21 protein-coding genes and 1 rRNA gene are annotated in these 24,816 nt (G+C 47.2%); 12 read left to right on the forward strand and 10 right to left on the reverse strand.

Annotated features, from left to right (window positions below; genetic code table 11):
• Positions 1 to 113 precede the first annotated feature (113 nt).
• Positions 114 to 2,156, forward strand: a complete 2,043-nt coding sequence (gene prlC / locus L1D15_RS20180; RefSeq protein WP_239876833.1) for an oligopeptidase A — start codon at positions 114 to 116, stop codon at positions 2,154 to 2,156.
• 56 nt (positions 2,157 to 2,212) lie between these two features.
• On the opposite strand, the gene L1D15_RS20185 is transcribed toward prlC, so the two are convergent.
• The 4 genes from L1D15_RS20185 to L1D15_RS20200 all read right to left on the reverse strand — a co-directional run bounded on the left by L1D15_RS20185 (position 2,213) and on the right by L1D15_RS20200 (position 4,636).
• On the reverse strand, positions 2,213 to 2,668 hold the full coding sequence (locus L1D15_RS20185; protein WP_239876834.1) for a DoxX family protein: 456 nt from the start codon (positions 2,666 to 2,668) through the stop codon (positions 2,213 to 2,215).
• 17 nt (positions 2,669 to 2,685) lie between these two features.
• Positions 2,686 to 3,447 carry a DNA-binding domain-containing protein gene (locus L1D15_RS20190; protein ID WP_239876835.1) on the reverse strand — a complete coding sequence of 254 codons (762 nt, stop codon included), beginning with the start codon at positions 3,445 to 3,447 and terminating at the stop codon, positions 2,686 to 2,688.
• A complete protein-coding gene (locus L1D15_RS20195; protein WP_239876836.1) occupies positions 3,444 to 4,304 on the reverse strand; it encodes a DUF692 domain-containing protein in 861 nt (286 codons plus the stop codon). The genes L1D15_RS20190 and L1D15_RS20195 overlap by 4 nt, the downstream gene beginning before the upstream one ends.
• Positions 4,305 to 4,375: 71 nt before the next feature.
• On the reverse strand, positions 4,376 to 4,636 hold the full coding sequence (locus L1D15_RS20200) for a DUF2282 domain-containing protein (protein WP_006957632.1): 261 nt from the start codon (positions 4,634 to 4,636) through the stop codon (positions 4,376 to 4,378).
• A gap of 308 nt (positions 4,637 to 4,944) precedes the next feature.
• On the opposite strand from L1D15_RS20200, the gene uvrD reads away from it, so the two are divergent.
• On the forward strand, positions 4,945 to 7,119 hold the full coding sequence (gene uvrD, locus L1D15_RS20205) for a DNA helicase II (protein ID WP_239876849.1): 2,175 nt from the start codon (positions 4,945 to 4,947) through the stop codon (positions 7,117 to 7,119).
• Between the two features lie 720 nt (positions 7,120 to 7,839).
• On the opposite strand, the gene ggt is transcribed toward uvrD, so the two are convergent.
• The 4 genes from ggt to rarD all read right to left on the reverse strand — a co-directional run bounded on the left by ggt (position 7,840) and on the right by rarD (position 12,202).
• Positions 7,840 to 9,588 carry a gamma-glutamyltransferase gene (gene ggt, locus L1D15_RS20210; RefSeq protein ID WP_239876837.1) on the reverse strand — a complete coding sequence of 583 codons (1,749 nt, stop codon included), beginning with the start codon at positions 9,586 to 9,588 and terminating at the stop codon, positions 7,840 to 7,842.
• Between the two features lie 95 nt (positions 9,589 to 9,683).
• On the reverse strand, positions 9,684 to 10,352 hold the full coding sequence (locus L1D15_RS20215; protein WP_239876838.1) for a LysE family translocator: 669 nt from the start codon (positions 10,350 to 10,352) through the stop codon (positions 9,684 to 9,686).
• Positions 10,353 to 10,415: 63 nt separating this feature from the next.
• Complete coding sequence (locus tag L1D15_RS20220) at positions 10,416 to 11,216, reverse strand: AraC family transcriptional regulator (protein WP_239876839.1); 801 nt, start codon at positions 11,214 to 11,216, stop codon at positions 10,416 to 10,418.
• Between the two features lie 71 nt (positions 11,217 to 11,287).
• Complete coding sequence (gene rarD / locus L1D15_RS20225) at positions 11,288 to 12,202, reverse strand: EamA family transporter RarD (protein ID WP_239876840.1); 915 nt, start codon at positions 12,200 to 12,202, stop codon at positions 11,288 to 11,290.
• 153 nt (positions 12,203 to 12,355) lie between these two features.
• On the opposite strand from rarD, the gene recQ reads away from it, so the two are divergent.
• The 3 genes from recQ (at position 12,356) to L1D15_RS20240 (ending at position 15,420) form a co-directional block, all read left to right on the forward strand.
• Positions 12,356 to 14,191, forward strand: coding sequence for an ATP-dependent DNA helicase RecQ (recQ, locus tag L1D15_RS20230; protein ID WP_239876841.1), 1,836 nt, complete (start codon positions 12,356 to 12,358; stop codon positions 14,189 to 14,191).
• Positions 14,184 to 14,504 (forward strand): DUF3630 family protein, encoded by a 321-nt coding sequence (locus L1D15_RS20235; protein ID WP_239876842.1) that lies wholly within the window; start codon positions 14,184 to 14,186, stop codon positions 14,502 to 14,504. Before recQ ends, L1D15_RS20235 begins: the two co-directional genes overlap by 8 nt.
• Before the next feature lie 247 nt (positions 14,505 to 14,751).
• Positions 14,752 to 15,420, forward strand: a complete 669-nt coding sequence (locus L1D15_RS20240; RefSeq protein ID WP_239876843.1) for a 7-cyano-7-deazaguanine/7-aminomethyl-7-deazaguanine transporter — start codon at positions 14,752 to 14,754, stop codon at positions 15,418 to 15,420.
• Between the two features lie 60 nt (positions 15,421 to 15,480).
• Here the strand turns inward: L1D15_RS20240 and gppA are convergent, their stop codons facing one another.
• Positions 15,481 to 16,971, reverse strand: a complete 1,491-nt coding sequence (gppA, locus tag L1D15_RS20245) for a guanosine-5'-triphosphate,3'-diphosphate diphosphatase (protein WP_239876844.1) — start codon at positions 16,969 to 16,971, stop codon at positions 15,481 to 15,483.
• Positions 16,972 to 16,978: 7 nt separating this feature from the next.
• Positions 16,979 to 18,280 carry an ATP-dependent RNA helicase RhlB gene (gene rhlB, locus L1D15_RS20250; RefSeq protein WP_239838688.1) on the reverse strand — a complete coding sequence of 434 codons (1,302 nt, stop codon included), beginning with the start codon at positions 18,278 to 18,280 and terminating at the stop codon, positions 16,979 to 16,981.
• Positions 18,281 to 18,392: 112 nt separating this feature from the next.
• Between rhlB and trxA the strand changes: the two genes are divergently transcribed.
• The 7 genes from trxA to L1D15_RS20285 form a co-directional block, all read left to right on the forward strand.
• On the forward strand, positions 18,393 to 18,719 hold the full coding sequence (trxA, locus tag L1D15_RS20255) for a thioredoxin TrxA (RefSeq protein ID WP_239838687.1): 327 nt from the start codon (positions 18,393 to 18,395) through the stop codon (positions 18,717 to 18,719).
• Positions 18,720 to 18,921: 202 nt separating this feature from the next.
• Positions 18,922 to 20,181: a transcription termination factor Rho gene (gene rho / locus L1D15_RS20260; protein WP_004745495.1), complete on the forward strand. Its 1,260-nt coding sequence runs from the start codon at positions 18,922 to 18,924 to the stop codon at positions 20,179 to 20,181.
• Positions 20,182 to 20,284: 103 nt separating this feature from the next.
• Positions 20,285 to 21,280: a hypothetical protein gene (locus L1D15_RS20265; protein ID WP_239876845.1), complete on the forward strand. Its 996-nt coding sequence runs from the start codon at positions 20,285 to 20,287 to the stop codon at positions 21,278 to 21,280.
• Between the two features lie 81 nt (positions 21,281 to 21,361).
• A complete protein-coding gene (gene ubiD, locus L1D15_RS20270) occupies positions 21,362 to 23,218 on the forward strand; it encodes a 4-hydroxy-3-polyprenylbenzoate decarboxylase (RefSeq protein WP_239876846.1) in 1,857 nt (618 codons plus the stop codon).
• Positions 23,215 to 23,484, forward strand: a complete 270-nt coding sequence (locus L1D15_RS20275) for a 2Fe-2S iron-sulfur cluster-binding protein (protein WP_006957648.1) — start codon at positions 23,215 to 23,217, stop codon at positions 23,482 to 23,484. Before ubiD ends, L1D15_RS20275 begins: the two co-directional genes overlap by 4 nt.
• Before the next feature lie 14 nt (positions 23,485 to 23,498).
• A complete protein-coding gene (gene fre, locus L1D15_RS20280) occupies positions 23,499 to 24,212 on the forward strand; it encodes an NAD(P)H-flavin reductase (protein ID WP_239876847.1) in 714 nt (237 codons plus the stop codon).
• A 520-nt stretch (positions 24,213 to 24,732) separates the two neighbouring features.
• Positions 24,733 to 24,816: ribosomal RNA gene (locus tag L1D15_RS20285) — 16S ribosomal RNA — on the forward strand; the annotation flags it as partial.

Consider the following 24,816-nt stretch of genomic DNA (forward strand, 5'->3'; position numbering starts at 1 on the left):
TAGTATACGCCACTATTGAAAATTGCTGAACCTACCTATATTTACTATTTAAGACGAACTAGCAATAACCTAGACGAACTCGTCAGTTCGCTTTGCCAATAAAAGGAATCTTTATGTCTAATCCTCTTCTTAGCTTTACCGATTTGCCCCCGTTTTCTGAAATAAAACCTGAACATGTGAAACCAGCCGTTGAACAGGCGATAGCAGATTGCCGTGCAAAAATCGAACAGGTATTAGAAGGAAACAGCGACCCAAGTTGGGAAAATGTCGTTGCGCCAATTGAAGAAGTGGATGATCGTCTCAGCCGCATTTGGTCACCCGTGAGCCATATGAATTCGGTGATGAATAGCGATGAGCTGCGTGAAGCGTACGAAAGCTGCTTACCGCTACTGTCTGAATACGGCACTTGGGTTGGTCAGCACAAAGGTTTATTCGAGGCTTACAAAGCAATTAAAGCGAGCGAAGCGTTTGCAGGTCTGACGCAGGCACAGCAGAAAACCATCACAGATTCCTTGCGTGATTTTGAGCTATCAGGCATTGGTTTGCCAGCGGATGAACAGCACCGCTATGGTGAGATCAGCAAGCGTATGTCTGAGTTGGGTTCTAAGTTCTCCAACAATGTATTGGACGCGACTATGGGTTGGACCAAACATGTTGAAGATGAAAAACAGTTGGCAGGTATGCCGGAGTCTGCGCTGGCAGCCGCCAAAGCAGCAGCGGAGTCTAAAGAGCTGGAAGGTTACCTGCTGACGCTGGATATTCCGTCTTACCTTCCGGTGATGACTTACTGTGATAATCAGGAATTACGTAAAGAGCTGTATGAAGCTTACGTCACCCGCGCCTCGGATCGTGGCCCTAACGCAGGAGAGTGGGATAATAGTGAAATCATTAACGAGCAGCTAAAGCTGCGTTATGAAATTGCCCGTATGCTGGGCTTCAATACTTACAGTGAGAAGTCTCTGGCGACCAAGATGGCCGAAACGCCATCGCAAGTCTTGGGTTTCCTCAATGATCTTGCCAGCAAAGCAAAGCCGCAAGGTGAGCGTGAAGTTGAAGAGCTACGTCAGTTTGCCAAGAGTGAGTTTGGTGTTGAAGAGCTCAACTTATGGGACATTGCTTACTACAGTGAAAAGCAGAAGCAGCACCTGTTCCAGATTTCGGATGAAGAATTGCGCCCTTACTTCCCAGAACAAAGAGCTGTCAGTGGCTTGTTTGAAGTCCTCAACCGCGTATTCGGTATGAGTGTCAAAGAGCGAGAGGGCGTTGATGTTTGGCATGAGTCAGTACGATTCTTTGATATTTTCGATGCCAATGATCAGCTTCGAGGCAGCTTCTACCTTGACCTGTATGCGCGTGAGCACAAGCGTGGCGGTGCATGGATGGACGAATGCCGTGTGCGTCGAATCAATGCGAAAGGTGAGCTGCAATCACCGGTGGCGTATCTGACTTGTAATTTTAATAAACCGATTGGTGATAAGCCTGCGTTGTTTACTCACGATGAAGTCGTGACTTTATTCCATGAGTTTGGCCACGGTATTCACCACATGCTGACTCAGGTTGATACAGGGGCAGTTTCAGGTATTAATGGCGTGCCATGGGATGCGGTCGAACTGCCAAGTCAGTTCCTAGAGAACTGGTGTTGGGAGGAAGAGGCACTGGCGTTTATCTCCGGTCACTTTGAAACGGGGGAGCCATTACCAAAATCGATGTTGGATAAGATGTTGGCAGCGAAGAATTTCCAGTCGGCGATGTTTATTCTTCGTCAGCTAGAATTCGGTTTATTTGATTTCACGCTGCACACCGAATTTGACCCAGAAATGGGGCCTCGCGTGCTAGAAACCTTGGCTGAGGTCAAATCTAAGGTCGCAGTCTTGCCAAGCCTAGAGTGGAATCGATTCTCACACAGCTTTAGCCATATTTTTGCCGGTGGTTACAGTGCAGGTTATTACAGTTACCTGTGGGCAGAAGTGCTTTCTTCGGATGCGTTCTCTCGCTTTGAAGAAGAGGGTATTTTTAACACAGAAACCGGTAAGAGCTTCCTAAACAACATTCTCGAAATGGGTGGTAGTGAAGAGCCAATGGAGCTGTTCAAGCGCTTCCGTGGTCGTGAGCCGCAAATCGATGCCTTGCTGCGTCATTCAGGAATTCGTGCTTAAGCACTAAGGTTTGAGACTAAAATCGCCCTCCAATGGAGGGCGTTTCTGTATCGGTTTTAACCTTGTAACTTACTCTTAATTAGCTTATCCAGAGAAAACAAGCCAGGTCCCCAGACTACAACGTTGAGAATCATCAGGCCCCACAACTGATGGTCGTAAAAGCCTTTCTCCCACAGCAGTGGGTAGGATACGACGGCAATGATATTGAACACGAACAAGATGGCCGCCATTGGGCGGGTCAACAGGCCGAAGGCGATAAAGACAGGCAAGATCAGCTCAGCGGCGGTACCCATGTAAGCCGCTAATTGCCAAGGTAAAATCGGCACCTGATATTCGTACTCAAATAGGTACAGAGTACTGTCCCAAGAGGCAATTTTGGTCAGGCCAGAATTAAAAAAGACCCAAGCAACCCAGAGCCGACAAAACAGCAGTAACAGAGGCACAAAGACACATTGGGCTTTATCGACTAAGGCGTCGTAGCTCTCGATCATGTTTTTTATTGCGTTAGACATAGTAACAATCCTTATTCTTATTGGGCGAGAGAAAACCCAGAAATTAACTGGTTCTCCAGCAGCACTCCCAGATAAGGCAGGTGTGTTTCCGGGATTTCCCCTAGCGTGCAACCTGAGCTGAGATACTGAAGCAGTTCAAAAGGCAGCTGTTCGAGTGACATAGTCCAACATTGACCGTCGGGTTGACTGATGATCACGCCATATTCAGCCTGATTGAGCGTCAGCTGTTCGAAATCATTATTCTCAATGGCCAGACGCAGCGAGTACACCGCGTAGGGCGAATGAAAAGGCAAAGTGCCGGGCGAAAGATGAAAATGGATGTAAGGCTGCTGTTGTTCTGCGACTTCTGCCAGGCGAGCAATTGGTAGAATAGCCTCTGGTGCTTTGACACCACCTTGAAGCTGTTGAGAGACATCGATTTGCCATTCAAAACGCGCCACATCCGCCAGATAAGGCGCAGCCTCAACCACGGCAGGGAAAGCTTCTATGGTGGTTGCGAAATGTTCACCATAGTAAGTCACGTCACCAGAGCGAAGAGGGTGGTTGAGCACATGCTGACGAGCTAATTGTTCAAAGCACTCTTCACCCACCAGCGCCAGCACCATAGGGTAAGTGGCCTGAAGTACTTCGCTTAAGCTGATGATAAAATTGTTGCGGTAAATCTGCATTCGTTCGTCGGCACTGAAGGTATCAGAGCAGATATCACAGGCATCACCCGTCGCCTGATAGTGCAGAGCACTGGCGAAGTTCTTTTGCAGTTCTGCTAGAGATTGAGTCATGACGCCTTTCTCCCCTGCAGAGCGTCAAACTGAATCAGCCTCTCACTGGCTTTATGGCACTCTGCCAGTAACACGTCAGGCTGAGGAATATCCAGATCCCATTCAATCAGCGTATTGCGCGGACCGTGAGTTGTCAGCCATTGTTCGTACAGTGTCCATACTTCATCAGAAACAGGCTGACTGTGGGTATCAATCCAGATTTCACCTTTTTCCAGCTGCTTAATCGTAAAGCCTGCCAAATGAATTTCATCGACTTTATCGGCGGGAATCGCGTTGATGTAGGTCTGGCTATCAAAACCGTGATTAAAGGCGGAAACGTGAATATTGTTGAGATCAAGCAGTAGTCTGCAGTCGGTGCGCTTTTGTACTTCAGCCAGAAATTCCCACTCGGCAATCGTAGAGTGAGCAAATTTCACATAGCTCGAAGGGTTTTCTATCAGCATTGGGCGCTGAATATAATCCTGAACTTCGATGACATTGCGGCAAAACACTTCCAAGGCTTCTTCTGTATAAGGCAGTGGCAGAAGATCATTGAAATAGTGGCCGCCATTTTCACTCCAGCTGAGATGATCGGAGACCAAAAATGGGTCGACTTCATCAATGAGCGATTTGAGCTGTTTAAGGTGATTGGGATTGACTCTTTCAACGCTACCCAGCGATAAACCAATACCGTGACAGCTGATCTGGTAGTCATCCATCAGTTTGCGCAGGCTTTGTCTGGCTGGTGAATAGGGCTGAAAGTAGTTTTCACTGTGGATCTCCAGCCAAGATAAGGCAGGCTTATTGTCAGTGAAATAATCGATATGAGGAGAGCGCAGTCCTACACCCACCTGGTCGTGGTAGTTGTCCTTATTCACGAACTCTTCCTATGCGAGTAAAACAACAATAAAGGCGACCGGGTTGAGCCTAGGTCGCCTTATCCAATCGATTAAGAAGACTGAGTGCTACCGCCAGCTAGCTTGCCACATAGTCCTTTAGGAACGACTACAAAAGCATCTTTCTGGTTATCTTCTTTTGCAGTACCTGCACAAGAACTGGTTTTGGTTGCACAATCATTTTTACCTGCTTTCGAAACGCCGTAGCATTTCTCTTTTTCTGCAGCAACAGCCGGTGCAGCAGTGAGCATTGTGCCACCTAGAGCGAGTAGACCAGTAACAGCAGCAGTAACAGCAAGATTAGACTTTTTCATAGTAATTTCCTCAGACTTTTCCTTTCTTAGTGAATACCCAAGTAATCTCCGTCAAAACGGTTCTTAAGAGGTCACTTGGGTATTTTTCACAAGCTAATTCATCAACTTGCTTAATTAAAAGGATAGAAAAAGCGCAAATAAACTTTCAGAAAAATAATAAAAAAATACTCTCTTATTACTTTTGTATATTTAAGATTATGTTTTTTAAAGAAAATGCAACATAAAAAATTTGTGTTTTTTCTTCTGAAATAGGCAGGGAGTTTAGGTTATAATCGATTTTCATGTATAGATAACCAGTAGCTGAACTCATAATGGATCCTTCATTACTTCTTGACGGCCTTAACGATAAGCAGCGTGAAGCTGTTGCCGCTCCACTTGAAAATTTACTTGTCCTAGCGGGCGCGGGGAGTGGTAAAACCCGGGTGTTGGTGCACCGTATCGCGTGGCTGATGTCGGTGGAGCAGGCGTCTCCTTTTTCCATTATGTCGGTGACGTTTACCAATAAAGCCGCAGCGGAAATGCGAGGCCGTATTGAAGAGCTGATGCTGGGCAGCGCTTCTGGGATGTGGAACGGTACCTTCCATGGTATCTGTCATCGTATTCTGCGCGCCCATTACCTTGATGCCAAGTTACCGGAAGATTTTCAGATCATCGATAGCGATGATCAGCAAAGGCTGTTGCGCCGTCTCATCAAAGCGCAAAATCTGGATGAGAAGCAGTGGCCAGCGCGCCAGGTGAGCTGGTGGATCAACGGCAAGAAAGACGAAGGCCTGCGTCCAAATCATATTGATGCTTACCATGATCCTGTGACCAAAACCTATCTGCAGCTCTATACGGCTTATCAGGAAGCGTGTGACCGTGCGGGTTTGGTCGATTTCGCTGAAATTCTTCTACGTGCTCATGAGTTGTTGCGTGATAACAAGTTTATCCGCGAGCACTATCAGGCACGCTTTAAACATATCTTGGTAGATGAGTTTCAGGATACCAATAACATTCAGTACGCTTGGCTGCGAATGATGGCTGGTCCAGAGTCACACGTGATGATTGTCGGAGACGATGACCAGTCTATATATGGTTGGCGTGGCGCTAAGATTGAAAACATTGAGAAGTTCACCCGCGAGTTCCCAAGTGTAAATACCATTCGTCTGGAGCAAAACTACCGCTCGACCAAAACTATTCTGGAAGCTTCCAACACTCTGATTGCCAATAACACAGAGCGTATGGGTAAAGAGCTATGGACTGATGGTGTCGAAGGTGAGCCCATCTCTGTTTATTCTGCTTACAATGAGTTGGATGAAGCCCGCTTCGCAGTCAACAAAGTTAAAGAATGGCAGGAAAAAGGTGGTGCACTGAATGATGCCGCCATGCTTTATCGTAACAACGCCCAGTCTCGTGTACTGGAAGAAGCGTTAATTCAGGCTGGCTTGCCATACCGTATCTACGGTGGCATGCGATTCTTCGAGCGTCAGGAAATCAAAGATGCGCTGAGCTATCTACGCTTGATGGCGAACCGCAATGATGACGCGGCGTTTGAGCGTGTGGTTAATACGCCAACACGTGGTCTCGGGGATAAAACCCTAGAGACGATTCGTTTCGCGGCTCGTGATCGTGGCTGCACTATGTGGGAAGCCAGTGTTGCTTTGTTGGATGAAAAAGTCTTGGCGGGCCGAGCGGCGGGTGCTTTGGGCCGTTTTGTTGAGCTGGTTAATGCATTGGAAGATGATACCTGTGAAATGTCACTGCATGAACAGACCGACCACGTGATCAAGTACTCTGGTTTGTTTGCCATGTACGAGCAGGAAAAAGGTGAGAAGTCCAAAGCACGCATTGAGAACTTGGAAGAGCTGGTAACGGCAACGCGTCAGTTTGAAAAACCGGAAGAAGCGGAAGAAATGACCTTGCTTACGGCATTCCTGACCCATGCTGCGCTAGAGGCGGGTGAAGGTCAGGCCGATGAATTCGACGATGCGGTGCAACTGATGACCTTGCACAGCGCAAAAGGCCTGGAGTTCCCATTGGTGTTTATGGTCGGCGTCGAAGAGGGCATGTTCCCAAGCCAGATGTCCGCTGAAGAAGCCGGGCGTTTAGAAGAGGAACGTCGACTTTGCTACGTGGGGATGACACGAGCGATGGAGAAACTCTACATCACTTACGCTGAGATGCGTCGCTTGTACGGTCAGGACAAATACCATAAACCATCGCGCTTTATTCGCGAATTACCAGAAGGCTGCTTAGATGAAGTGCGTATGAAAGCACAAGTCAGTCGCCCGGCAAGTTCGGGGCGCTTTAGCCAGACTGTGGTCAAAGAGAGTTTCAATGAAACTGGCTTTAGCCTAGGCGCAAGGGTGATGCATCCCAAATTTGGTGAAGGGACGATCATCAATTTTGAAGGCAGTGGCCCACAGAGCCGGGTTCAGGTCGCTTTTAATGGTGAAGGCATTAAGTGGCTGGTAACGGCTTATGCCAAACTAGAAAAGATGTAGATTAGAGAGATGTTTCAGAGGATGGCTCTTTGACTCGACTACATCGAGCCTGCCTCTGTGCATAGGAAGCCAATGTACAGGGGCAAAACCTGAAGAAAAATAGATAAAGAAAAACCCCGAGGGCTTGCGCCCATCGGGGTTATAGTCTTACTCGCAGCAATCCGGCTACTAGAAGTGCTCCATGCATCAAATCCTTGATAGTATGCTGACGTCCTTCAGCTTAGTCCATTCATCGCCATCCTAGCGGTGTCCTTGACCCTATCCTGGTCTGCTAACAATCCTCGTTAGCTCACTTCGCTTGTTCCTTGAGCGGTGTCCTTTTCATCATCCTGATGATAAGTCCTTTCCTCGTCCAGAGGTGTCCATTTCCCATCCTTAGTAGTAACCATCCTAGTTACTATTGAGTCCGTTCAATGTCCTATTTGCTATCCTTGCCGATTGTTCATCCTGAACAACCGAATCTTCTTCCTGAAGATTACCAAATCCGTGGTAATTCCTGTTCCGTGTCAGCATCCTTCCGACAGGTTTAATATTACGTTTTTGACGGTATTCAGCAATAGCACAGAATTTGACTTATTGAATAAAAGTTTGGTTAAAATTAGAACGTTTTCTTTTATTACAATGACATACGCTTCGTAAGTTGTAATCTTCTCACTAAAAAAGCTATTTTTGCTCACCAGCCTGTAAGAGATCTCGCACAAGCTGGTGAGCAGATCGACGCTATTGGCCGATAGCGGCACCTTCGCGTCTTGGGTCTGCAGCGCCTTCTAATTCATTATTTTTGAATAGAATTGCGTGTAGGCCAGAATTCAAGTCACGAATATTCACTTCGAAACCCATTTTCTCTAACTCTGATTTGAATTTTTCTGCCTCTGTTCCTTGCTCAATATCTAATGTACCGAAGCGATTTAGCAAGTGTGGCTGGTTGATGGCTTGTTGAATATCCATATCCCATTGCGTGTGAGCAATGATCGCTTGGGCAACATAACCTATGATACGGCTGCCACCCGGAGAACCGATAGCCATATAAGGTTTATCGTCTTGCATGATGATGGTCGGTGCCATTGAGGAGCGAGGGCGTTTGCCCGGCTCTAAGCGGTTGGCGATAGGGTAACCGTCTTTGTGGGTACGGAAAGAGAAGTCGGTCAGCTCGTTATTGAGCAGGAACCCATTGGTCATCAAGCGTGAGCCAAACGCGTTCTCAATCGTGGTGGTGATCGACACCACGTTGCCCTCTTTATCAACCACATTGAAGTGGCTGGTAGATGGCAGTTCGATGGATTCATCACGGCTTTGGCGCTGAGCGTAGTCCCAAGGTGGTGTGCCCGCTGGTGCTGACCCCAGTGCTTTCCCTGGCGTGATCAGTTTCGCGCGCTGCTTAAGGTAGTCTGAGTTGATCAAACCTTGAGTTGGCATAGGGACAAAATCTTCATCGGCCATGTACATGCCACGATCTGCAAAGGCTAAGCGTGAAGCATCGGCGATAACCTGCCAGGATTTAGCGTTATCAGGGCCCCAGTTTTTGAGATCAAACTGCTCTGTCATCGCCAGAATCTGACCCACGGTAAGGGCGCCAGAACTTGGTGGACCCATTCCGCAGATGTCGTAGCTTTGATACGCAGAGCAGACAGGTTGACGCTGTTTGATTTGGTAAGCATCGAAATCAGCTTGTGCCAGTACGCCCGGGTTGCCAGCGGCTGACTGAACGGTGTTGACAATATCGCTTGCAATTTTGCCTTTATAAAACGCATCCGCACCACCTTTGGCGATGGCTTCGAGTGTCGCTGCATATTCAGGGTTCTTAAGTAATGTGCCTTGCTGTTTGACAGAGCCATCACTATTAAAGAAGTAAGCTTTTGTGGCAGGGAAACGCGACAAGCGCTCTTCATCCTTTTCAATTAAGGTTGCTAGACGAGGGCTAATGGTAAAACCGTTCTTAGCGACTTCGACCACAGGCTCAATTAGCTTTTTCCATTCAAGCTTGCCGTATTTCTGATGAGTATCCCACATCAGTTTTACGGTACCTGGTGTACCAACAGAACGGCCACCCACGACGGCGTCGTAAAACTGCATTGGTTCGCCATTCTCATCTTGGAAAAGGCGAGGGGTGGCGGCGAGAGGCGCGGTTTCACGGCCATCATAAGTCGTTAACTGCTGCTTTTTAGCATCCCAGTAAACCAAGAACGCGCCGCCACCAATCCCTGAGGACTGCGGTTCAACCAGACCCAGCATGAGCTGAGTGGTGACCATAGCATCGATAGCGTTACCGCCTTGCTTGAGGATATCAGCGCCCGCTTGTGTCGCTAGCGGGTTGGCGGCGGTGATCATCCAGTCTTTGGCCTTAACCAGTTGCTTTTGTTCTAAGCCACTACTGTGTTCTGGGGCAACTGAATCGGCAGCCTGATTTGCGGCAGCACCAACGGACGTTAGTAATAGGCACGTCGTTAGGAAAGTACGTTTCCACTGCATCTTGTTCTCCTTGTTATTTATGCAGCGACAAGAGTGACAGTGGAGTAACTTTGAGTCTAAGGATTTGTTATGGAAATGTAATCTTGAATCAAATTTTAGACACTTGAGAGCAGGGCAGACAGGGATTGCCACAAAATGCTCAGGCCGATAAGGGTGAATAGGACACCACAAAGGCTATCGATATATACGGCCAGAGAATGAATTTTTCGCTGCATACGTTGAGTTGATAAGGCCCACGCAAGAAATGAGAACCATAGTAAAGACAGCCCCCAAAGAATGACCAATGCCATTCCTTTACCAGTTAGTGACATGCTGGCTGGCACTAAGCTCGACATCAGGCTGACAAAGAACACCAACGCCTTTGGGTTGAGGATGTTGGTGGCAAAGCCGCGCGAGAAAGCCTGACGCTTGTTGCTTAGTAATAAGCTGGTTTGAGCGGATGGTTCGTCGTTTAGATTGTTGTTACGTAGTATTGACCAACTGGCCTTGAGTGCGCCATAGCCTAGGTAGAATAAGTAACTGCCGCCAGCGAGTTGCAGGACTGCAAATAAAGTCGGCTGCTGGTGAACAAGGTAACTGACGCCCGTTAGGCTCAATACAGAGTGAAGCAGAATGCCAAACGACAAGCCAAGCGCAATGTATAAGCCTGTCTGGCGACCGTAACGTGTTGCGTTTTGTACCACTAGCGCGAAATCCGGCCCAGGGCTCATTAAAGCGATAAAGTGTACAGTTGCTAACGTGGCAAGAATGGTCAGTTCGTTCATGGTAAGGCTCTTTAATAATTGATGACCGGATTGTGCCCTGTTCGAAAGCACAATAATTGTAAATTATTGGCACTGAACCTTAGAAGGGGGAACACCATAAGTGGCTTTAAACGCTTTGCTGAAATGGGCTTGGTCGTAGAAGCCAATCTGGTGTGCCACTTCGGTACCGCAGACACCGCTTTTGAGTAGCTTAAACCCCTGCTCTAAGCGCAGGCGGCTCAGCCAGGCGTAAGGTGTCAGACCAACTTTGGCTTTGAAATGGCGCTGAAATTGCGTTGGGCTGAGGTCACATAGCTGGGAGAGCTGTTCAAGTCTGACTGGCTGCGCCAGATTCTCCATCAGATATTCTTTTAACGTTGAGACTGACTGATTACCTAGCGGGACGATAGGCTTTTGCTCCAGAGCACCATAATGGGTGAAAAGCTGCTCGAAGCCTTCGTACGGCATACAGTCTTTCGCCAGCTGACTCAGTTGGTTATCGGCTAACGCACTGTGCAACTGAGCGAGAGGATTGAAGATGCGCGAATCGGAGACAATCAACTGATTGAATTGGATCTGAGCATTGTTTTGCTTCAGCTCTGCTAATTCACTGAACCACTCCGGTTCGACGGAGAACACGCGCACTTGATAGCCACTGTCGAGCATAGGGCGCCCGTCATGCAGCTCATCCGGTGGCATGATGACGATTTGCCCAGCGCCAACATTGTGGCTCTGACCTTGATAATGGAATTTTTGCTGGCCGTGTGTGATCAACCCGATATGAAAATCAAGATGATAGTGGCGCTGAAAGGCAAACTTCTGATAGTTGGCTTCAATCAGGCTAATCTCTTTATTTTGTGTCGTGTGGTAGCTGACCTGATCCATAAAACAAAAAAGCTTGGTGAAACTTTCACCAAGCTTATATCGGCTGTGTCACATTGTCTTGTAAAAAACGATCACTTTACCGTTGCGATTTTTCGTGATTGTTTATTGGTCTTAAGTCCGTCAAAGCTAAATACCATGAGTGCGCCCCAGATAAAGGCAAAGGTAATGGCCTTGTCTGTGGTAAAGGCTTCGCCATATACCAGTACTGCCAGTAAGAACATCAGGCTTGGGCCAATGTACTGAAAAAAGCCCAAAGTGGAGAGCTTAAGACGGGTAGCAGCCCCAGTGAAACACAGTAGTGGCAAGGTCGTAATGATCCCAGCGGAGATTAGCAGCAGGTTTAGGTTCATCGGGTTCGCTGCAAAATCGGAAGTTGGGGAATCGGCAATCCACAGTAAATACACCGCGGCGGCAGGTAGCATGATCAAAGTCTCAATGAATAAGCCTGTTTGGGCATCTAGGCTGACTTTCTTACGTAATAGTCCGTAAAAACCAAACGTCAGTGCCAGAGCAATGGCGACGGTGGGGACTGAACCAAAAGCGATCAACTGAACCATGACACCGCAAGCCGCAAGTGCAACGGCAAACCATTGTAGCTTGCGCAGTCTTTCGCCTAAGAACAGCATACCGAGCAGGACATTAATCAAGGGGTTGATGTAGTAACCGAGGCTGGCATCTAACATATGATTGGCATTCACTGACCAGATGAAAATTAACCAGTTCACTCCCACGAGCAGTGAGGTGGAAACCAGAAATAGCATTTTGGTTTTGGATCGGATCACATCGCGCACACCACGCCAGCGACGGCCAACGTGCAGTAACACGGCCAGTAGAACAAAAGACCACACAACGCGGTGACCTAAGATTTCAAACGGTGAAACTTCACTGATGGTTTTAAAATAGATCGGTGCAATCCCCCACATGGTGTAGGCACCGATGGCGAGAAGGACGCCTTGCCGTGCTCTCTGTTGCTCTTCTGCTGTCATTGACGTTTACTCAAAGGGTGATTTTTAAAAAGGAAGCATCCAGTATACGAATGAGTCAGTTAATCACCTAGCAATTTGCGGTTTTATTCATATCGTAACACTACTACAATGTGCCCTTTGCTTTCCTCCACTCTTGGCGCTATCGAGATATCAATGACCGCGACGCTGCTTGCTGAACAATCTGACCCTTCACTGACACCACAAAGCGTACTTGAGGATGTGTTTGGTTATCAGTCATTCCGAGACGGCCAACAGGAAGTAATCGATGCCGCTGTTGATGGACAGGACAGTTTAGTCATCATGCCGACGGGTGGCGGTAAGTCACTCTGTTATCAGATCCCAGCACTTGTCCGTGATGGTCTAACTTTAGTGATTTCGCCGCTGATTTCATTAATGAAAGACCAAGTCGATCAGCTTAAAGCCAATGGTGTGGCGGCGGAGTGTGTCAACTCAGCTATGCCTCGTGAAGATTTGGTTTCTGTATATAACCGGATGCGTTCAGGTCAGCTTAAACTGGTGTATGTGTCACCGGAGCGTGTCTTGATGCGTGACTTTCTCGAACGCCTTGAAAGTCTGTCGCTGTCCATGATCGCCGTTGACGAAGCACACTGTATCTCCCAGTGGGGGCATGACTTCAGGCCGGAATACGCTTCACTCGGGCAAATAAAACAACAGTTTCCTCATGTGCCTTTTATGGCGCTGACAGCAACGGCCGATGATGCAACACGCAGTGACATCATGCACCGTTTGCAGCTCAATGACCCACACATCTATTTGGGCAGTTTTGATCGCCCTAACATCCGCTACACCTTAGTAGAAAAGCACAAACCGATTTCTCAGGTGATCCGGTTTCTCGATACACATAAAGGTCACTGTGGCATTATTTATTGTGGTAGCCGCAAGAAAGTCGAGATGGTGACAGAAAAACTGTGCAAAAACCATATACGTGCGGCCAGTTATCATGCTGGGTTGGATGTTGATGAACGTGCCTATGTGCAAGAAGCGTTTCAGCGTGATGATATTCAAATTGTCGTCGCGACTGTGGCGTTTGGTATGGGGATCAACAAACCCAACGTGCGCTTTGTGGTTCACTTTGATATTCCGCGCAACATTGAATCCTATTATCAAGAAACTGGTCGTGCAGGTCGGGATGGCTTACCTGCGGAAGCGATGATGCTGTATGACCCAGCGGACATCAGCTGGCTAAGGCGCATGTTGGATGAAAAAGATGACGGGCCGCAAAAGCAGGTGGAAGCGCATAAACTCAATGCGATGAGTGCTTTTGCTGAAGCGCAGACGTGCCGCCGTCAGGTGTTATTGAATTATTTTGGTGAGTACCGTGAGCAGCCTTGTGGCAACTGCGACATCTGCTTGGACCCGCCCAAGCATTTTGATGCCACTGAACAGGCACGTAAAGCCTTGTCTTGTGTCTATCGGGTTAATCAGAGCTTTGGTATGGGTTATGTGGTTGAAGTTCTGCGCGGAATGCAGAATATCCGCATTCGTGAAAATGGCCACGACAAGCTCACTACCTATGGTATTGGACGTGAAAACAGTCACGATTACTGGGTGAGTATTTTCCGTCAGTTGATCCATAAAGGGATGCTGTTCCAGAACATTACTCGCAACTCGACCTTACAGCTTACTGAGGAAGCGCGCCCACTATTGCGTGGAGATACCGCTCTTGAATTAGCCGTGCCTCGTCTGGATACCGCCGCAAGAGCGGCTAAGTCCGATAAGCTCACCAGTAAAAACTACGACAAAAAGCTGTTTGCTAAGCTGCGTAAGCTACGCAAAGCGATTGCCGATGAAGATGGCTTACCGCCGTACGTGGTGTTCAGTGATGCCACCTTGATTGATATGGCGGAAATTTTGCCAACCTCTTATGGTGAAATGCTAGCGGTCAATGGAGTAGGGCAACGTAAGTTAGAAAAATACGCGGACCCATTCTTAGATTTAATTCAGGAGCACATTACTCATCATGGTTGATTCAGGGCAACAAACGGAATTTGGTTTACTTGAGTATCAAGCGCAACAAGGTCGTATCATCATTCGAGCTCCACGCTTTGATTTTGATAGTTTTCCTCAGCTGGCCGATAAGCTGATTACACTCCTTTCTGCGTCTGTGATTGAAAAGCAATGGGATGCTGATATTCACTCATGGTTGATTGATTTTGAGGGGTGTCAGCTGTTTCTTAAGTCCGAGCATTACAGCGAAAGTATCTGGTTGGAAGCTCTGAGTATAGATGCCAGCAAAGAAGAGTTAGATTACCTAGCGGGCCTGTTTCAGCGTGGATTTTAGCTAGGTTAACGATTGCGTAAAACCTGCCTATTGCGACTCATATTGGTTAATGTATAATCGCCCGCCGCGATATTTGTCGTGTCGGAGGTTTTTGCAATGTAATAGCTGAGTGTCAGTTTGCACAAACGGTACGACTTAAATATCACATTGATTTTTCATTTTACATTGTTGGTCAGAGTCCTTCCGTGGCTTGGAAGTGATTCGATTTGGGTTCCCTCACCCCCAAACCAAACTAAAAAGGTATCGCATGAGTAACTTTACCCCTGCGCAGCAGCGCAAAGCCCTTTTCTTATTAGTCCTGTTCCACCTGATCATTATTGCATCAAGTAACTATCTGGTTCAGCTTCCGTTCACCGTGTTCGGGTTTCATACCACTTGGGGCGCTTTCACTTTCCCGTTTATCTTCCTAGCGACCGATTTGACGGTGCGGATTTTTGGCGCGCAACTAGCTCGTAAGATTATCTTCTTGGTGATGCTGCCAGCTCTTGCGGTGTCTTATGGCCTATCCGTTCTCTTCTATGAAGGCGCATTCCAAGGCTTTAGCCAATTAGGCGAGTTTAACTTGTTTGTGGCACGAATCGCGATTGCGAGCTTTATGGCTTATTTGCTGGGTCAGATTTTGGATGTGCACGTATTTAACCGTCTACGCCAGCTAAAGCAGTGGTGGGTTGCCCCAACGTGTTCAACCTTATTTGGTAATGCGCTCGACACCATCGCGTTTTTTGCGATTGCGTTTTACCAGAGTCCTGATCCATTTATGGCCGAGCACTGGACAGAAATTGCGCTGGTGGATTATGGATTCAAACTGGTGATCAGCTTAGGTCTGTTTGTGCCTATGTATGGCGTCTTATTGAATTATTTGGTGAAGAAGCTGACAGCCGTTAACCCAGAGTTTAAAGTGGTCGGCGCTCAGTAAGTGTGAATCAAAACAAAGCCCGGTAGAGAATACTCTGACCGGGCTTTTTTATTGGGCTTGCTACTTAGCAATGATATTTAAGGGCCAGCCAATATCACTTTGACGGTTGGCTTCAATTTCTAACTCTGCGGCAGTCAGAGGGTTGGCTTTCAGCCATTGTTCTGCGATAGTCAAAGTTAGCTTATCGCCTTGAGATTGAAGAGTGATGCTTGGTTCTAAATCTGGGTTGCGACGATGAGTGAGAAGAACCGCCAAACGCAACAGGCGCAGGACTCGTTTAGCACTATTACCCGACAGTGCGTGTTGCTCTGGTAGAGACGTGAGCTGCTCACGGTAACGACGCGAGATTTCACCTAGAAAGTGTTTTTGTGCTCGGGTATAACCCGGAAGATCAAGGTTTTGTAGCAGGTAAGCACTGTGTTCGCCGCCTTTCTTGAAATCAATCGTCAGACCGATCTCGTGCAGCTTGGCCGCCGTTTCGAGCAAAATACTTCCCTGAGCTTCTGTAATCCACTGGGCTTCACATTGCTCAAGTAATTTACTGGCTAAAGTAGCCACTTGCTCCCCGTATGCGGTATCAATCTGATAGCGACTTTGTACACTGGCAATTGTGCGCGCACGAATGTCGTCTTGTTTGAGTTCATCGACCATTTCATACACTAGGCCTTCGCGCAGTGCGCCGCCAGCTAGTGTCATCGAATCAATTTCAAGCAGTTCAAAGATAGCGATGAGAATCGAAAGACCGCTTGGGAATACCAATGCGCGCTCTAGCGTTAGCCCTTCAATCTCCAGCTCTTCCAAATGATCCGCCAGCATAGCTTGTTTTTGCAGACGTTTGAGTTTGGCGTGAGTAATGACCTCGTCCATACCTTGCGCCAGCATAATTTCCTGCAAGGCCTGAACCGTACCAGAAGCACCCACGCACACGTCCCAGCCAATTTGAGTGTATTGCTCAAGGATAGGTCTCAGCGTTTCTTTGGCCGCTTCAATCGCATGATTAAAATTGGTTACGGTGAGCTGGCGGTCTTTAAAGTGACGTTCCAGCCAAGTGACACAACCCATCTTCAGGCTGGTCAGCGCTTTGGCTTCAAAACCTTCACCGATAATCAATTCAGTACTGGCACCGCCAATATCGACCACCAAACGTCGTCCGCAGCCACCTGATGTGTGGGCGACCCCTTTATAAATGGTCGCGGCTTCCTCCTCACCGCAGATAACGTCAATCTTGTGGCCGAGAATCTGATTCGCTTTCTCAACAAAGACATCCGCATTGGTTGCGGTGCGCAGTGTAGCGGTACCCACAATGCGAATGTGTTGAGCTGGGATATCCTGAAGTCGCTCGGCAAAGAGACTCAAGCAGTCCCACCCGCGTTGCATGGCCTCTTGGCTTAACGCATTGTTGCTGTCTAACCCTGCGGCAAGACGAACCTTACGTTTGATTTTGGCCATAGTTTGAACGCTGCCATCAATATGACGCACAACGAGCATGTGAAAACTGTTCGACCCGAGGTCGATGGCAGCGTAGAGCGGAGAAGAAACTGCTTGGCTCATAGACGACTTAAGAATCCTTTTGTTGACGTTGACGAGAGCGGTTGTGGTTACGACGGTTGCCTGAGCGTGAGCCACCAGTATTAGTGCGACGTTGCTGCGGACGGTTAGAGCGCAGACGTAACGGTGCTGGTAGATCTTCAATCAAAGCACTTGGGTCGTAGTCAGACACAGGAATCGTGTGTTCAATATACTCTTCAATTGGCGGAAGGTTGATCGCATAATCTTCACACGCAAAGCTGATTGAGTGACCACTGGCTCCTGCTCGACCTGTACGACCGATGCGGTGTACGTAATCTTCGCAATCGTCAGGTAGGTCGAAGTTAAACACGTGAGTCACTTGAGGGATGTGGAGACCACGAGCTGCCACGTCTGTCGCCACTAGCAGGTCAACTTCACCTTTAGTGAACTGCTCTAAGATGCGTTCGCGCTTCTTCTGCGGTACATCGCCCGTCAATAGTCCTACACGGTGGCCATCAGCGGCTAGGTGACCCCATACGGATTCACATTTGTGTTTGGTATTGGCAAAGATGATCGCGCGCTCTGGCCACTCTTCTTCAATAAGAGTTTGTAGCAGAGACATCTTGTGTTCGTTAGACGGGTAAAACAGCTCTTCCTGAATGCGGTGACCGGTTTTGACTTCCGGTTCCACCACAACGTGCTCTGGGTTGTGCATATGTTCGAAAGCCAGCTCTTGAACACGGTATGACAGTGTTGCTGAGAACAACATGTTCAAGCGCTCTTTGGGCTCAGGCATACGGCGGAATAGGAAACGGATGTCTTTGATGAAACCAAGGTCGAACATGCGATCGGCTTCATCAAGCACAACCGCCTGAATATTGTTCAGGTTGAAGACTCGTTGCTTATAGAAATCAATAATGCGACCTGTGGTGCCAATGAGTACATCGACGCCTTGCTCAAGCTTCGCCAACTGCTTGTCGTAGCTTTCACCACCGTAAGCTAAAGCTGCTTTGATGCCTGTGCTTTGGGTGAGAGGTTCTGCATCGTTGTAAATCTGAATTGCCAGTTCACGGGTCGGTGCCATGATGATGGCACGTGGTTGCGTTGGTTTACGACCCTCGTGCTCTGGAGTGTTCAGCAAATGGTTAAAAGTAGCCGTCAGGAAGGCTAGGGTTTTCCCTGTACCTGTTTGAGCCTGACCTGCGATGTCTTGGCCGGTGAGCAGTACCGGCAACGCCAAAGCTTGGATTGGGGTACAAAACTCGAACCCTTTTTTCTCCAAACCTTCAGTAACTTGGGGGTGTAAACCCAAATTGGCGAACTTTTGCTCTGTGATATGCGTCTTTTTCATGGCTATAGAATATCAGCTTAAGCTTGCAATACGAAAGTAAATACATTCCAATAGGGCATCTAAATACTGGTTATCATCCAACCAGTTCCGAAAAAACACATTGGAGTGGAAGATGAGTGATAAGATTTTGCAGCTAACTGATGACGGTTTTGAAGCCGACGTACTAAACGCTGCAGGCCCGGTTCTTGTTGATTTTTGGGCAGAATGGTGTGGTCCTTGTAAGATGATTGCTCCTATTTTGGACGAAATCGCCGACGAGTACGAAGGCAAACTCACTATCGGTAAACTGAATATCGACCAAAACGCAGGTACTCCACCGAAATTTGGTATTCGTGGTATCCCAACGTTACTACTTTTCAAAGATGGTAGCGTGGCAGCGACGAAAGTAGGTGCTTTATCTAAGACTCAACTAAAAGAGTTTTTGGACGCGAACCTATAAATAAGTTGTTCAGATAAGACCGTACATTGACCTCAATGTGCGGTTTTGTTTTTGAAGGCTAACAAAATCTAGACTAGGCTAGTATTTAGTGCTAATTTATCGCACGTTAAATAAACAAGTATCTCTTCTTGGTCGATCCTGTGACCAAATTCATCTTAACTAAATAACAGATCCTATTTTGACTAAAAAAGTATCCACCACAATGAATCTAACAGAACTGAAGAACAGACCTGTGTCTGATCTTGTCAAACTTGGCGAAAGCTTGGGCCTTGAAAACCTGGCACGTCTAAGAAAGCAAGACATCATCTTCGCCATCCTTAAAGCACATGCAAAAAGTGGTGAAGATATTTTTGGCGACGGGGTTCTGGAAATACTTCAAGACGGTTTTGGCTTCTTGCGTAGCGCAGACAGTTCTTACTTGGCAGGTCCAGACGATATCTATGTCTCTCCAAGTCAAATCCGCCGTTTCAACCTTCGTACTGGTGACTCGATTGCCGGTAAGATTCGTCCACCAAAAGACGGCGAGCGTTACTTTGCTCTGTTGAAAGTTAATACAGTTAATGATGACAAGCCGGATAACGCACGTAATAAGATTCTATTTGAAAACTTAACGCCACTGCACGCCAATGAGCGTATGGTGATGGAACGTGGTAACGGTTCGACAGAAGATATTACAGCTCGTGTTTTAGACTTAGCCTCTCCAATCGGTAAAGGTCAGCGTGGTCTAATCGTGGCTCCGCCAAAAGCGGGTAAAACAATGCTGCTGCAAAACATTGCTCAAAGCATTGCTTACAACCACCCTGAGTGTGAGCTAATGGTACTGCTTATCGACGAGCGTCCAGAAGAAGTAACCGAGATGCAACGCCTGGTTAAAGGTGAAGTGGTTGCGTCAACGTTTGATGAGCCAGCGTCTCGTCACGTACAAGTTGCTGAAATGGTGATCGAGAAAGCGAAACGCTTGGTTGAACACAAAAAAGACGTGGTTATCTTACTTGACTCTATCACTCGTCTAGCTCGTGCATACAACACGGTAGTTCCTTCATCAGGTAAAGTTCTGACTGGTGGTGTCGATGCAAACGCCCTACATCGTCCTAAGCGCTTCTTCGGTGCTGCACGTAATGTAGAAGAAGGTGGTAGCCTGACGATTCTAGCAACGGCTCTAGTTGATACTGGTTCTAAAATGGATGAAGTTATCTACGAAGAATTTAAAGGTACAGGTAACATGGAAATCCACCTGAACCGTAAGATCGCTGAGAAACGTGTTTTCCCTGCTATCGACTTCAACCGTTCAGGCACTCGTCGTGAAGAACTTTTGACTAAGAATGAAGAGCTGCAGAAGATGTGGATTTTGCGTAAGATTGTTCATCCGATGGGTGAGATCGACGCGATGGAATTCCTAATCGATAAGCTCGCAATGACTAAGACCAATGATGAGTTCTTTGATGCTATGCGTCGTCAGTAAGAATTTGTGATTCCAAACGCCATCGACATTGTCGGTGGCGTTTTTGTTTGCATTCTCATTTGATAGGGCTCACAATGAGCGAGAATGTTAAGAGGAGGTTAACATGCAACAAGGAATGTTGTCGTCGGTTCTCCTATGCACATCTTTATTGATTGGAGCGCCAACGGTTGCTGCGATGGAAATGCATCCAGACAAAGCCGAACAGTTACTTCAGGATCAGCAGATTCACTACAAAGTCGCTGAACTTCTCCAATATGCTGTCGAAAATAATATCGACTCGCTCAATTTCGCTCTCGAAAGATTGTCGCTTCCTCAACAAGAAGTGGCTCGCTACCTTTTACTCAAGAAAATTGAAGACCAAAATGTCATCTTGACACCGAAAATGGCTTTATTCGTTGAACAGCAAAAAGCCATGGTGCCGACCTATCAGGTACTGGAAAGAGGTGACGGTTATGAATTTTCTGTTCCTGCGTTTAATTATCCGGCAATAGCCAGTCGGTTGCTCAAGCAGTGGCACCAAGATCAGTCCACTCTCGATTTTGTTCTTAGTGCCGAGCGCGGTGAATTGGAACTGAAAAAGTGGCTGTCTGGTAGTGATTACCAGGTACAGGCTCGGGAAGCATTACTCATCCGTGAGTTGGACAGCTTATCACCTGAGGCGGTTGATAATTTAGTCGTTCAGTTGACCGGAGAAGCGGTTACCAGCTGGTTACCCTCTTCTCAAGTCATGGTTCGTTTAGCTCAGGTCAGTGAAAATCCAGAAGTCTATAAACTCCTTTGGTTGATGCGAGCAGATTTCCACAGCGAGACGGAGCTAAGCCGATTAGCTAAGGTGGGTGATGTCTTTGCAGTTAACCAGATCATGCATGCTGCTCATAACCCCAGTCTTAAAGAGCAAGCCATTAAAGAGTTGACTCGAATTAAACCCATGACTGAAGAAGTGAAAGCCTTCTTGATCGATAGAATGGCGATTCGTGATGAGGCCTCCATGGTGGCCACGGAATTAGCCAACCAGGGTTATTCCACTTGGCTAGAAGAGCTTGCTAGCCATAATCAAAAGGTACGTAGCAGCGCGATTTTGAACGTATTATCACAATAAAAATAACCTTATAGAAAAGAGGGATCGGAAGATTCCTCTTTTTGTTATACTGCTTGCACTTTAATCAGTCACAGAAGACCTATGAGTTTTAAGGATTTACGCGACTTTATCGCTCACCTTGAGCAGGAAGGGAAGCTTAAACGCATTTCCGAGCCTGTTGATCCACATTATGAAATGACAGAGATTAGCGACCGTACTTTACGTGCAGGTGGCCCGGCATTGTTGTTTGAAAATCCCATTGGCTACGATGTGCCTGTGCTGACCAACTTGTTTGGCACTCCTGAGCGGGTTGCGATAGGTATGGGTCGTGAAGACGTCAAAGACCTTCGTGAAGTGGGCAAATTGTTGGCTTATCTTAAGGAGCCCGAGCCACCACGTGGCTTTAAAGACGCGTTAGAGAAACTTCCTGTTTTTAGACAAGTCTTAAACATGCCAGCCAAAAGGTTACGTAAAGCTGCCTGTCAGGAGATTGTCTGGCAAGGTGACGAAGTTGATCTCGATAAAATCCCTGTGATGAGTTGTTGGCAAGATGATGTTGCGCCTCTGCTTACGTGGGGGTTAACCGTGACTCGAGGGCCACATAAAAAGCGCCAGAATCTTGGAATTTACCGTCAGCAGAAAATTGGTAAGAACAAAATCATCATGCGCTGGCTGGCACACCGTGGTGGTGCCCTTGATCTGCGTGACTGGATGGAAACCAACCCGGGAGAGCCTTTCCCTGTTTCAGTCGCATTTGGTGCTGACCCAGCCACTATATTAGGCGCGGTAACACCAGTACCAGATACCTTATCCGAGTATGCGTTTGCGGGCTTGCTTCGAGGCAGTAAAACTGAAGTGGTTAAATCTGTAAGTAATAACCTTGAAGTGCCTGCTAGCGCAGAGATCGTGCTTGAGGGTTACATTGACCCGAATGAGTATGCGGACGAAGGGCCTTATGGTGACCACACTGGTTATTATAACGAAAAAGAAAAACACCACGTCTTTACCATTACTCACATTACCATGCGTAAGGACCCGATATATCACAGCACTTACACAGGGCGTCCGCCAGATGAACCTGCTGTATTGGGTGTAGCGTTAAATGAAGTGTTTGTTCCGATCCTGCAAAAGCAGTTTCCTGAAATAGAAGATTTCTATTTGCCACCGGAAGGGTGTTCGTACCGCATGGCGGTGGTGACGATGAAAAAGCAATACCCAGGGCACGCTAAGCGAGTCATGATGGGGGTATGGTCTTTCCTTCGCCAGTTCATGTACACCAAGTTCGTTGTAGTGTGCGATGAAAGTGTCAATGCGCGCAGTTGGGATGATGTCGTGAAGGCCATGTGTGAGCATATGGAACCTGTTCGCGATACCTTAATGATTGACAACACGCCTATTGATTCTCTCGACTTCGCCTCACCGGTTGTAGGGCTTGGCTCTAAGATGGGCTTGGATGCAACGCTTAAATGGGATGCCGAAAAGGCCTCTGACCCAGAGCTAGCATCCGCAAGCCAAACAGCGATTACAGATGAGCAGTTACAACAACTTCGTCAGGCATTCCCGGAAATTGTTGATATCGCTTTACCAGAATCTGCGGGGGCCGATCGCTTCATGGTGGTATCGATGAAGAAAACGCATGCTATGCAATCGAAAGCGGTGCTCAATGGCGTATGGGAGTTTCTTAAGCAGTATACGGATGCCAAGTTTGTTATTCTCTGCGATGATGACGTCAATGTGCACGATTGGAATGACATTATCTGGGCAATCACCACGCGAATGGATCCTAATCGTGACACCGTAAAAATAGAAGCAAAAGAAGGTCGCAGTTCTAAGTTAGGTTTGGATGCGACCAACAAGTTTGAGGGAGAAGTCCAGCGAGAGTGGGGCATCCCAATCAAGAAAGATTCTCAGTTAGTTGCGCAGGTCGATGCAAAATGGAGTAAGCTGGGAATATTATGAGCCATTTGGTGACCTTGCAGCCGCAGAATATACAGTTCGATGTGCAGGAAGGGGAAACGGTATTGGAAGCTGCGCTCAACCATAACATCAGCTTCCCAAACCGTTGCCAAGTGGGAGCGTGCGCAGCGTGTCTGTGTCGGAAAATAGAAGGTCGAGTCACTTACCAGCTTGAGCCAATGCTCACAGAGAAAGAGCAGCAACAAGGCTGGGTGTTTGCTTGTCAGGCCTTCGCAGAAAGTAATTTGGTACTTACTTTTGAGGAGTAAGTAAGAGGAATAACATGACCATCCAATGTAAAGTAAAGTCTATTGAGCCGTTAGCTTGTAATACCCATCGAATTCTGTTGCATCCAGAGACACCAGTCAGCTTTAAAGCTGGCCAGTATCTAATGGTTGTGATGGGAGAAAAAGATAAACGTCCATTCTCTATTGCAAGCAGCCCTTGTCGCCACGAAGGCGAGCTAGAGCTTCACATTGGTGCAGCAGAGCATAACGCGTATGCTCTTGAAGTTGTCGAAGCGATGCAAAACGCATTAGAAAATGATGGTGACATCAGTATTGATGCTCCTCATGGTGATGCCTGGGTTAAAGAAGAGAGCGAACGCCCTCTGCTTTTGATTGCTGGTGGTACAGGCTTTAGTTACGTGCGTTCGATATTGGATCACTGCGTAGCTCAAAATAAGACCAATGAGATCCACCTTTACTGGGGTGGCCGAGATGAACGCCAGCTATATGCTAAAGATGAACTGGATGGTATCGCAGCACAGTTGAGCAACGTGCACTTTATTCCAGTAGTAGAAGAAGCGACTTCTGAATGGCAAGGCAAAGTCGGAAACGTACTTCAAGCCGTCAATGACGATTTTGATTCTCTTGCAGAATATGACATCTACATTGCTGGACGTTTTGAAATGGCGGGTGCGGCTCGTGAACAATTTACCCAGAACAAAGGCGCTAACAGTGACCGTATGTTTGCTGACGCGTACGCATTCATTTAAAACTGAATGAAATAGATAGATAAAAGAGGGCTTTTTGCTCTCTTTTTTGTTGTTTTGAACACATTTTCAACGAACGATGAGTTTTTTCAATTTTTTTTGAAAAAGGGCTTGCGCTATCAGAAGGACTCCCTATAATGCGCTTCCACTGACACGGCAGACGCCACAAGGCTTCAGCAATGTTAGAGAGGTGAAAAGCTTCTGAGAAAATAAGTTTGAAAAAGTGTTTGACTCTTCAAATTATCTCGCTAGAATGCACCTCCGCTTTGAGAGAAAGTTTCTTGAAAAGCACAGCTCTTTAACAATATAAACCTATCAATCTGTGTGGGCACTCGTTGATGATAATCCAAATAGTTTCTTCGGAAACAATTTAGGTTTCAATGAAACGAAGTGACCATTCGAATTGGGAAGCAGCCTTGAGCTGTTTTGTTTTACTTTTTCAAAAGTGAAAACCAATTAGAGCACAGTCAATTCAAACATTACTTTATGTAATGTTCAGTATTCATTGAGCCGACAAAATCTTAAATTGAAGAGTTTGATCATGGCTCAGATTGAACGCTGGCGGCAGGCCTAACACATGCAAGTCGAGCGGAAACGAGTTGTCTGA

The organism is Vibrio sp. Isolate25 (assembly GCF_022398025.1).
Lineage (GTDB): Bacteria > Pseudomonadota > Gammaproteobacteria > Enterobacterales > Vibrionaceae > Vibrio > Vibrio coralliilyticus_A.

Excerpts from the sequence above, each read along its gene's own strand:
- prlC (WP_239876833.1), top strand. The coding sequence starts at position 114 with ATGTCTAATCCTCTTCTTAGCTTTACCGATTTGCCCCCGTTTTCTGAA.
- L1D15_RS20185 (WP_239876834.1), bottom strand. The coding sequence starts at position 2,668 with ATGTCTAACGCAATAAAAAACATGATCGAGAGCTACGACGCCTTAGTC.
- L1D15_RS20190 (WP_239876835.1), bottom strand. The coding sequence starts at position 3,447 with ATGACTCAATCTCTAGCAGAACTGCAAAAGAACTTCGCCAGTGCTCTG.
- L1D15_RS20200 (WP_006957632.1), bottom strand. The coding sequence starts at position 4,636 with ATGAAAAAGTCTAATCTTGCTGTTACTGCTGCTGTTACTGGTCTACTC.
- ggt (WP_239876837.1), bottom strand. The coding sequence starts at position 9,588 with ATGCAGTGGAAACGTACTTTCCTAACGACGTGCCTATTACTAACGTCC.
- L1D15_RS20215 (WP_239876838.1), bottom strand. The coding sequence starts at position 10,352 with ATGAACGAACTGACCATTCTTGCCACGTTAGCAACTGTACACTTTATC.
- L1D15_RS20220 (WP_239876839.1), bottom strand. The coding sequence starts at position 11,216 with ATGGATCAGGTCAGCTACCACACGACACAAAATAAAGAGATTAGCCTG.
- rarD (WP_239876840.1), bottom strand. The coding sequence starts at position 12,202 with ATGACAGCAGAAGAGCAACAGAGAGCACGGCAAGGCGTCCTTCTCGCC.
- recQ (WP_239876841.1), top strand. The coding sequence starts at position 12,356 with ATGACCGCGACGCTGCTTGCTGAACAATCTGACCCTTCACTGACACCA.
- L1D15_RS20235 (WP_239876842.1), top strand. The coding sequence starts at position 14,184 with ATGGTTGATTCAGGGCAACAAACGGAATTTGGTTTACTTGAGTATCAA.
- L1D15_RS20240 (WP_239876843.1), top strand. The coding sequence starts at position 14,752 with ATGAGTAACTTTACCCCTGCGCAGCAGCGCAAAGCCCTTTTCTTATTA.
- gppA (WP_239876844.1), bottom strand. The coding sequence starts at position 16,971 with ATGAGCCAAGCAGTTTCTTCTCCGCTCTACGCTGCCATCGACCTCGGG.
- rhlB (WP_239838688.1), bottom strand. The coding sequence starts at position 18,280 with ATGAAAAAGACGCATATCACAGAGCAAAAGTTCGCCAATTTGGGTTTA.
- trxA (WP_239838687.1), top strand. The coding sequence starts at position 18,393 with ATGAGTGATAAGATTTTGCAGCTAACTGATGACGGTTTTGAAGCCGAC.
- rho (WP_004745495.1), top strand. The coding sequence starts at position 18,922 with ATGAATCTAACAGAACTGAAGAACAGACCTGTGTCTGATCTTGTCAAA.
- L1D15_RS20265 (WP_239876845.1), top strand. The coding sequence starts at position 20,285 with ATGCAACAAGGAATGTTGTCGTCGGTTCTCCTATGCACATCTTTATTG.
- ubiD (WP_239876846.1), top strand. The coding sequence starts at position 21,362 with ATGAGTTTTAAGGATTTACGCGACTTTATCGCTCACCTTGAGCAGGAA.
- L1D15_RS20275 (WP_006957648.1), top strand. The coding sequence starts at position 23,215 with ATGAGCCATTTGGTGACCTTGCAGCCGCAGAATATACAGTTCGATGTG.
- fre (WP_239876847.1), top strand. The coding sequence starts at position 23,499 with ATGACCATCCAATGTAAAGTAAAGTCTATTGAGCCGTTAGCTTGTAAT.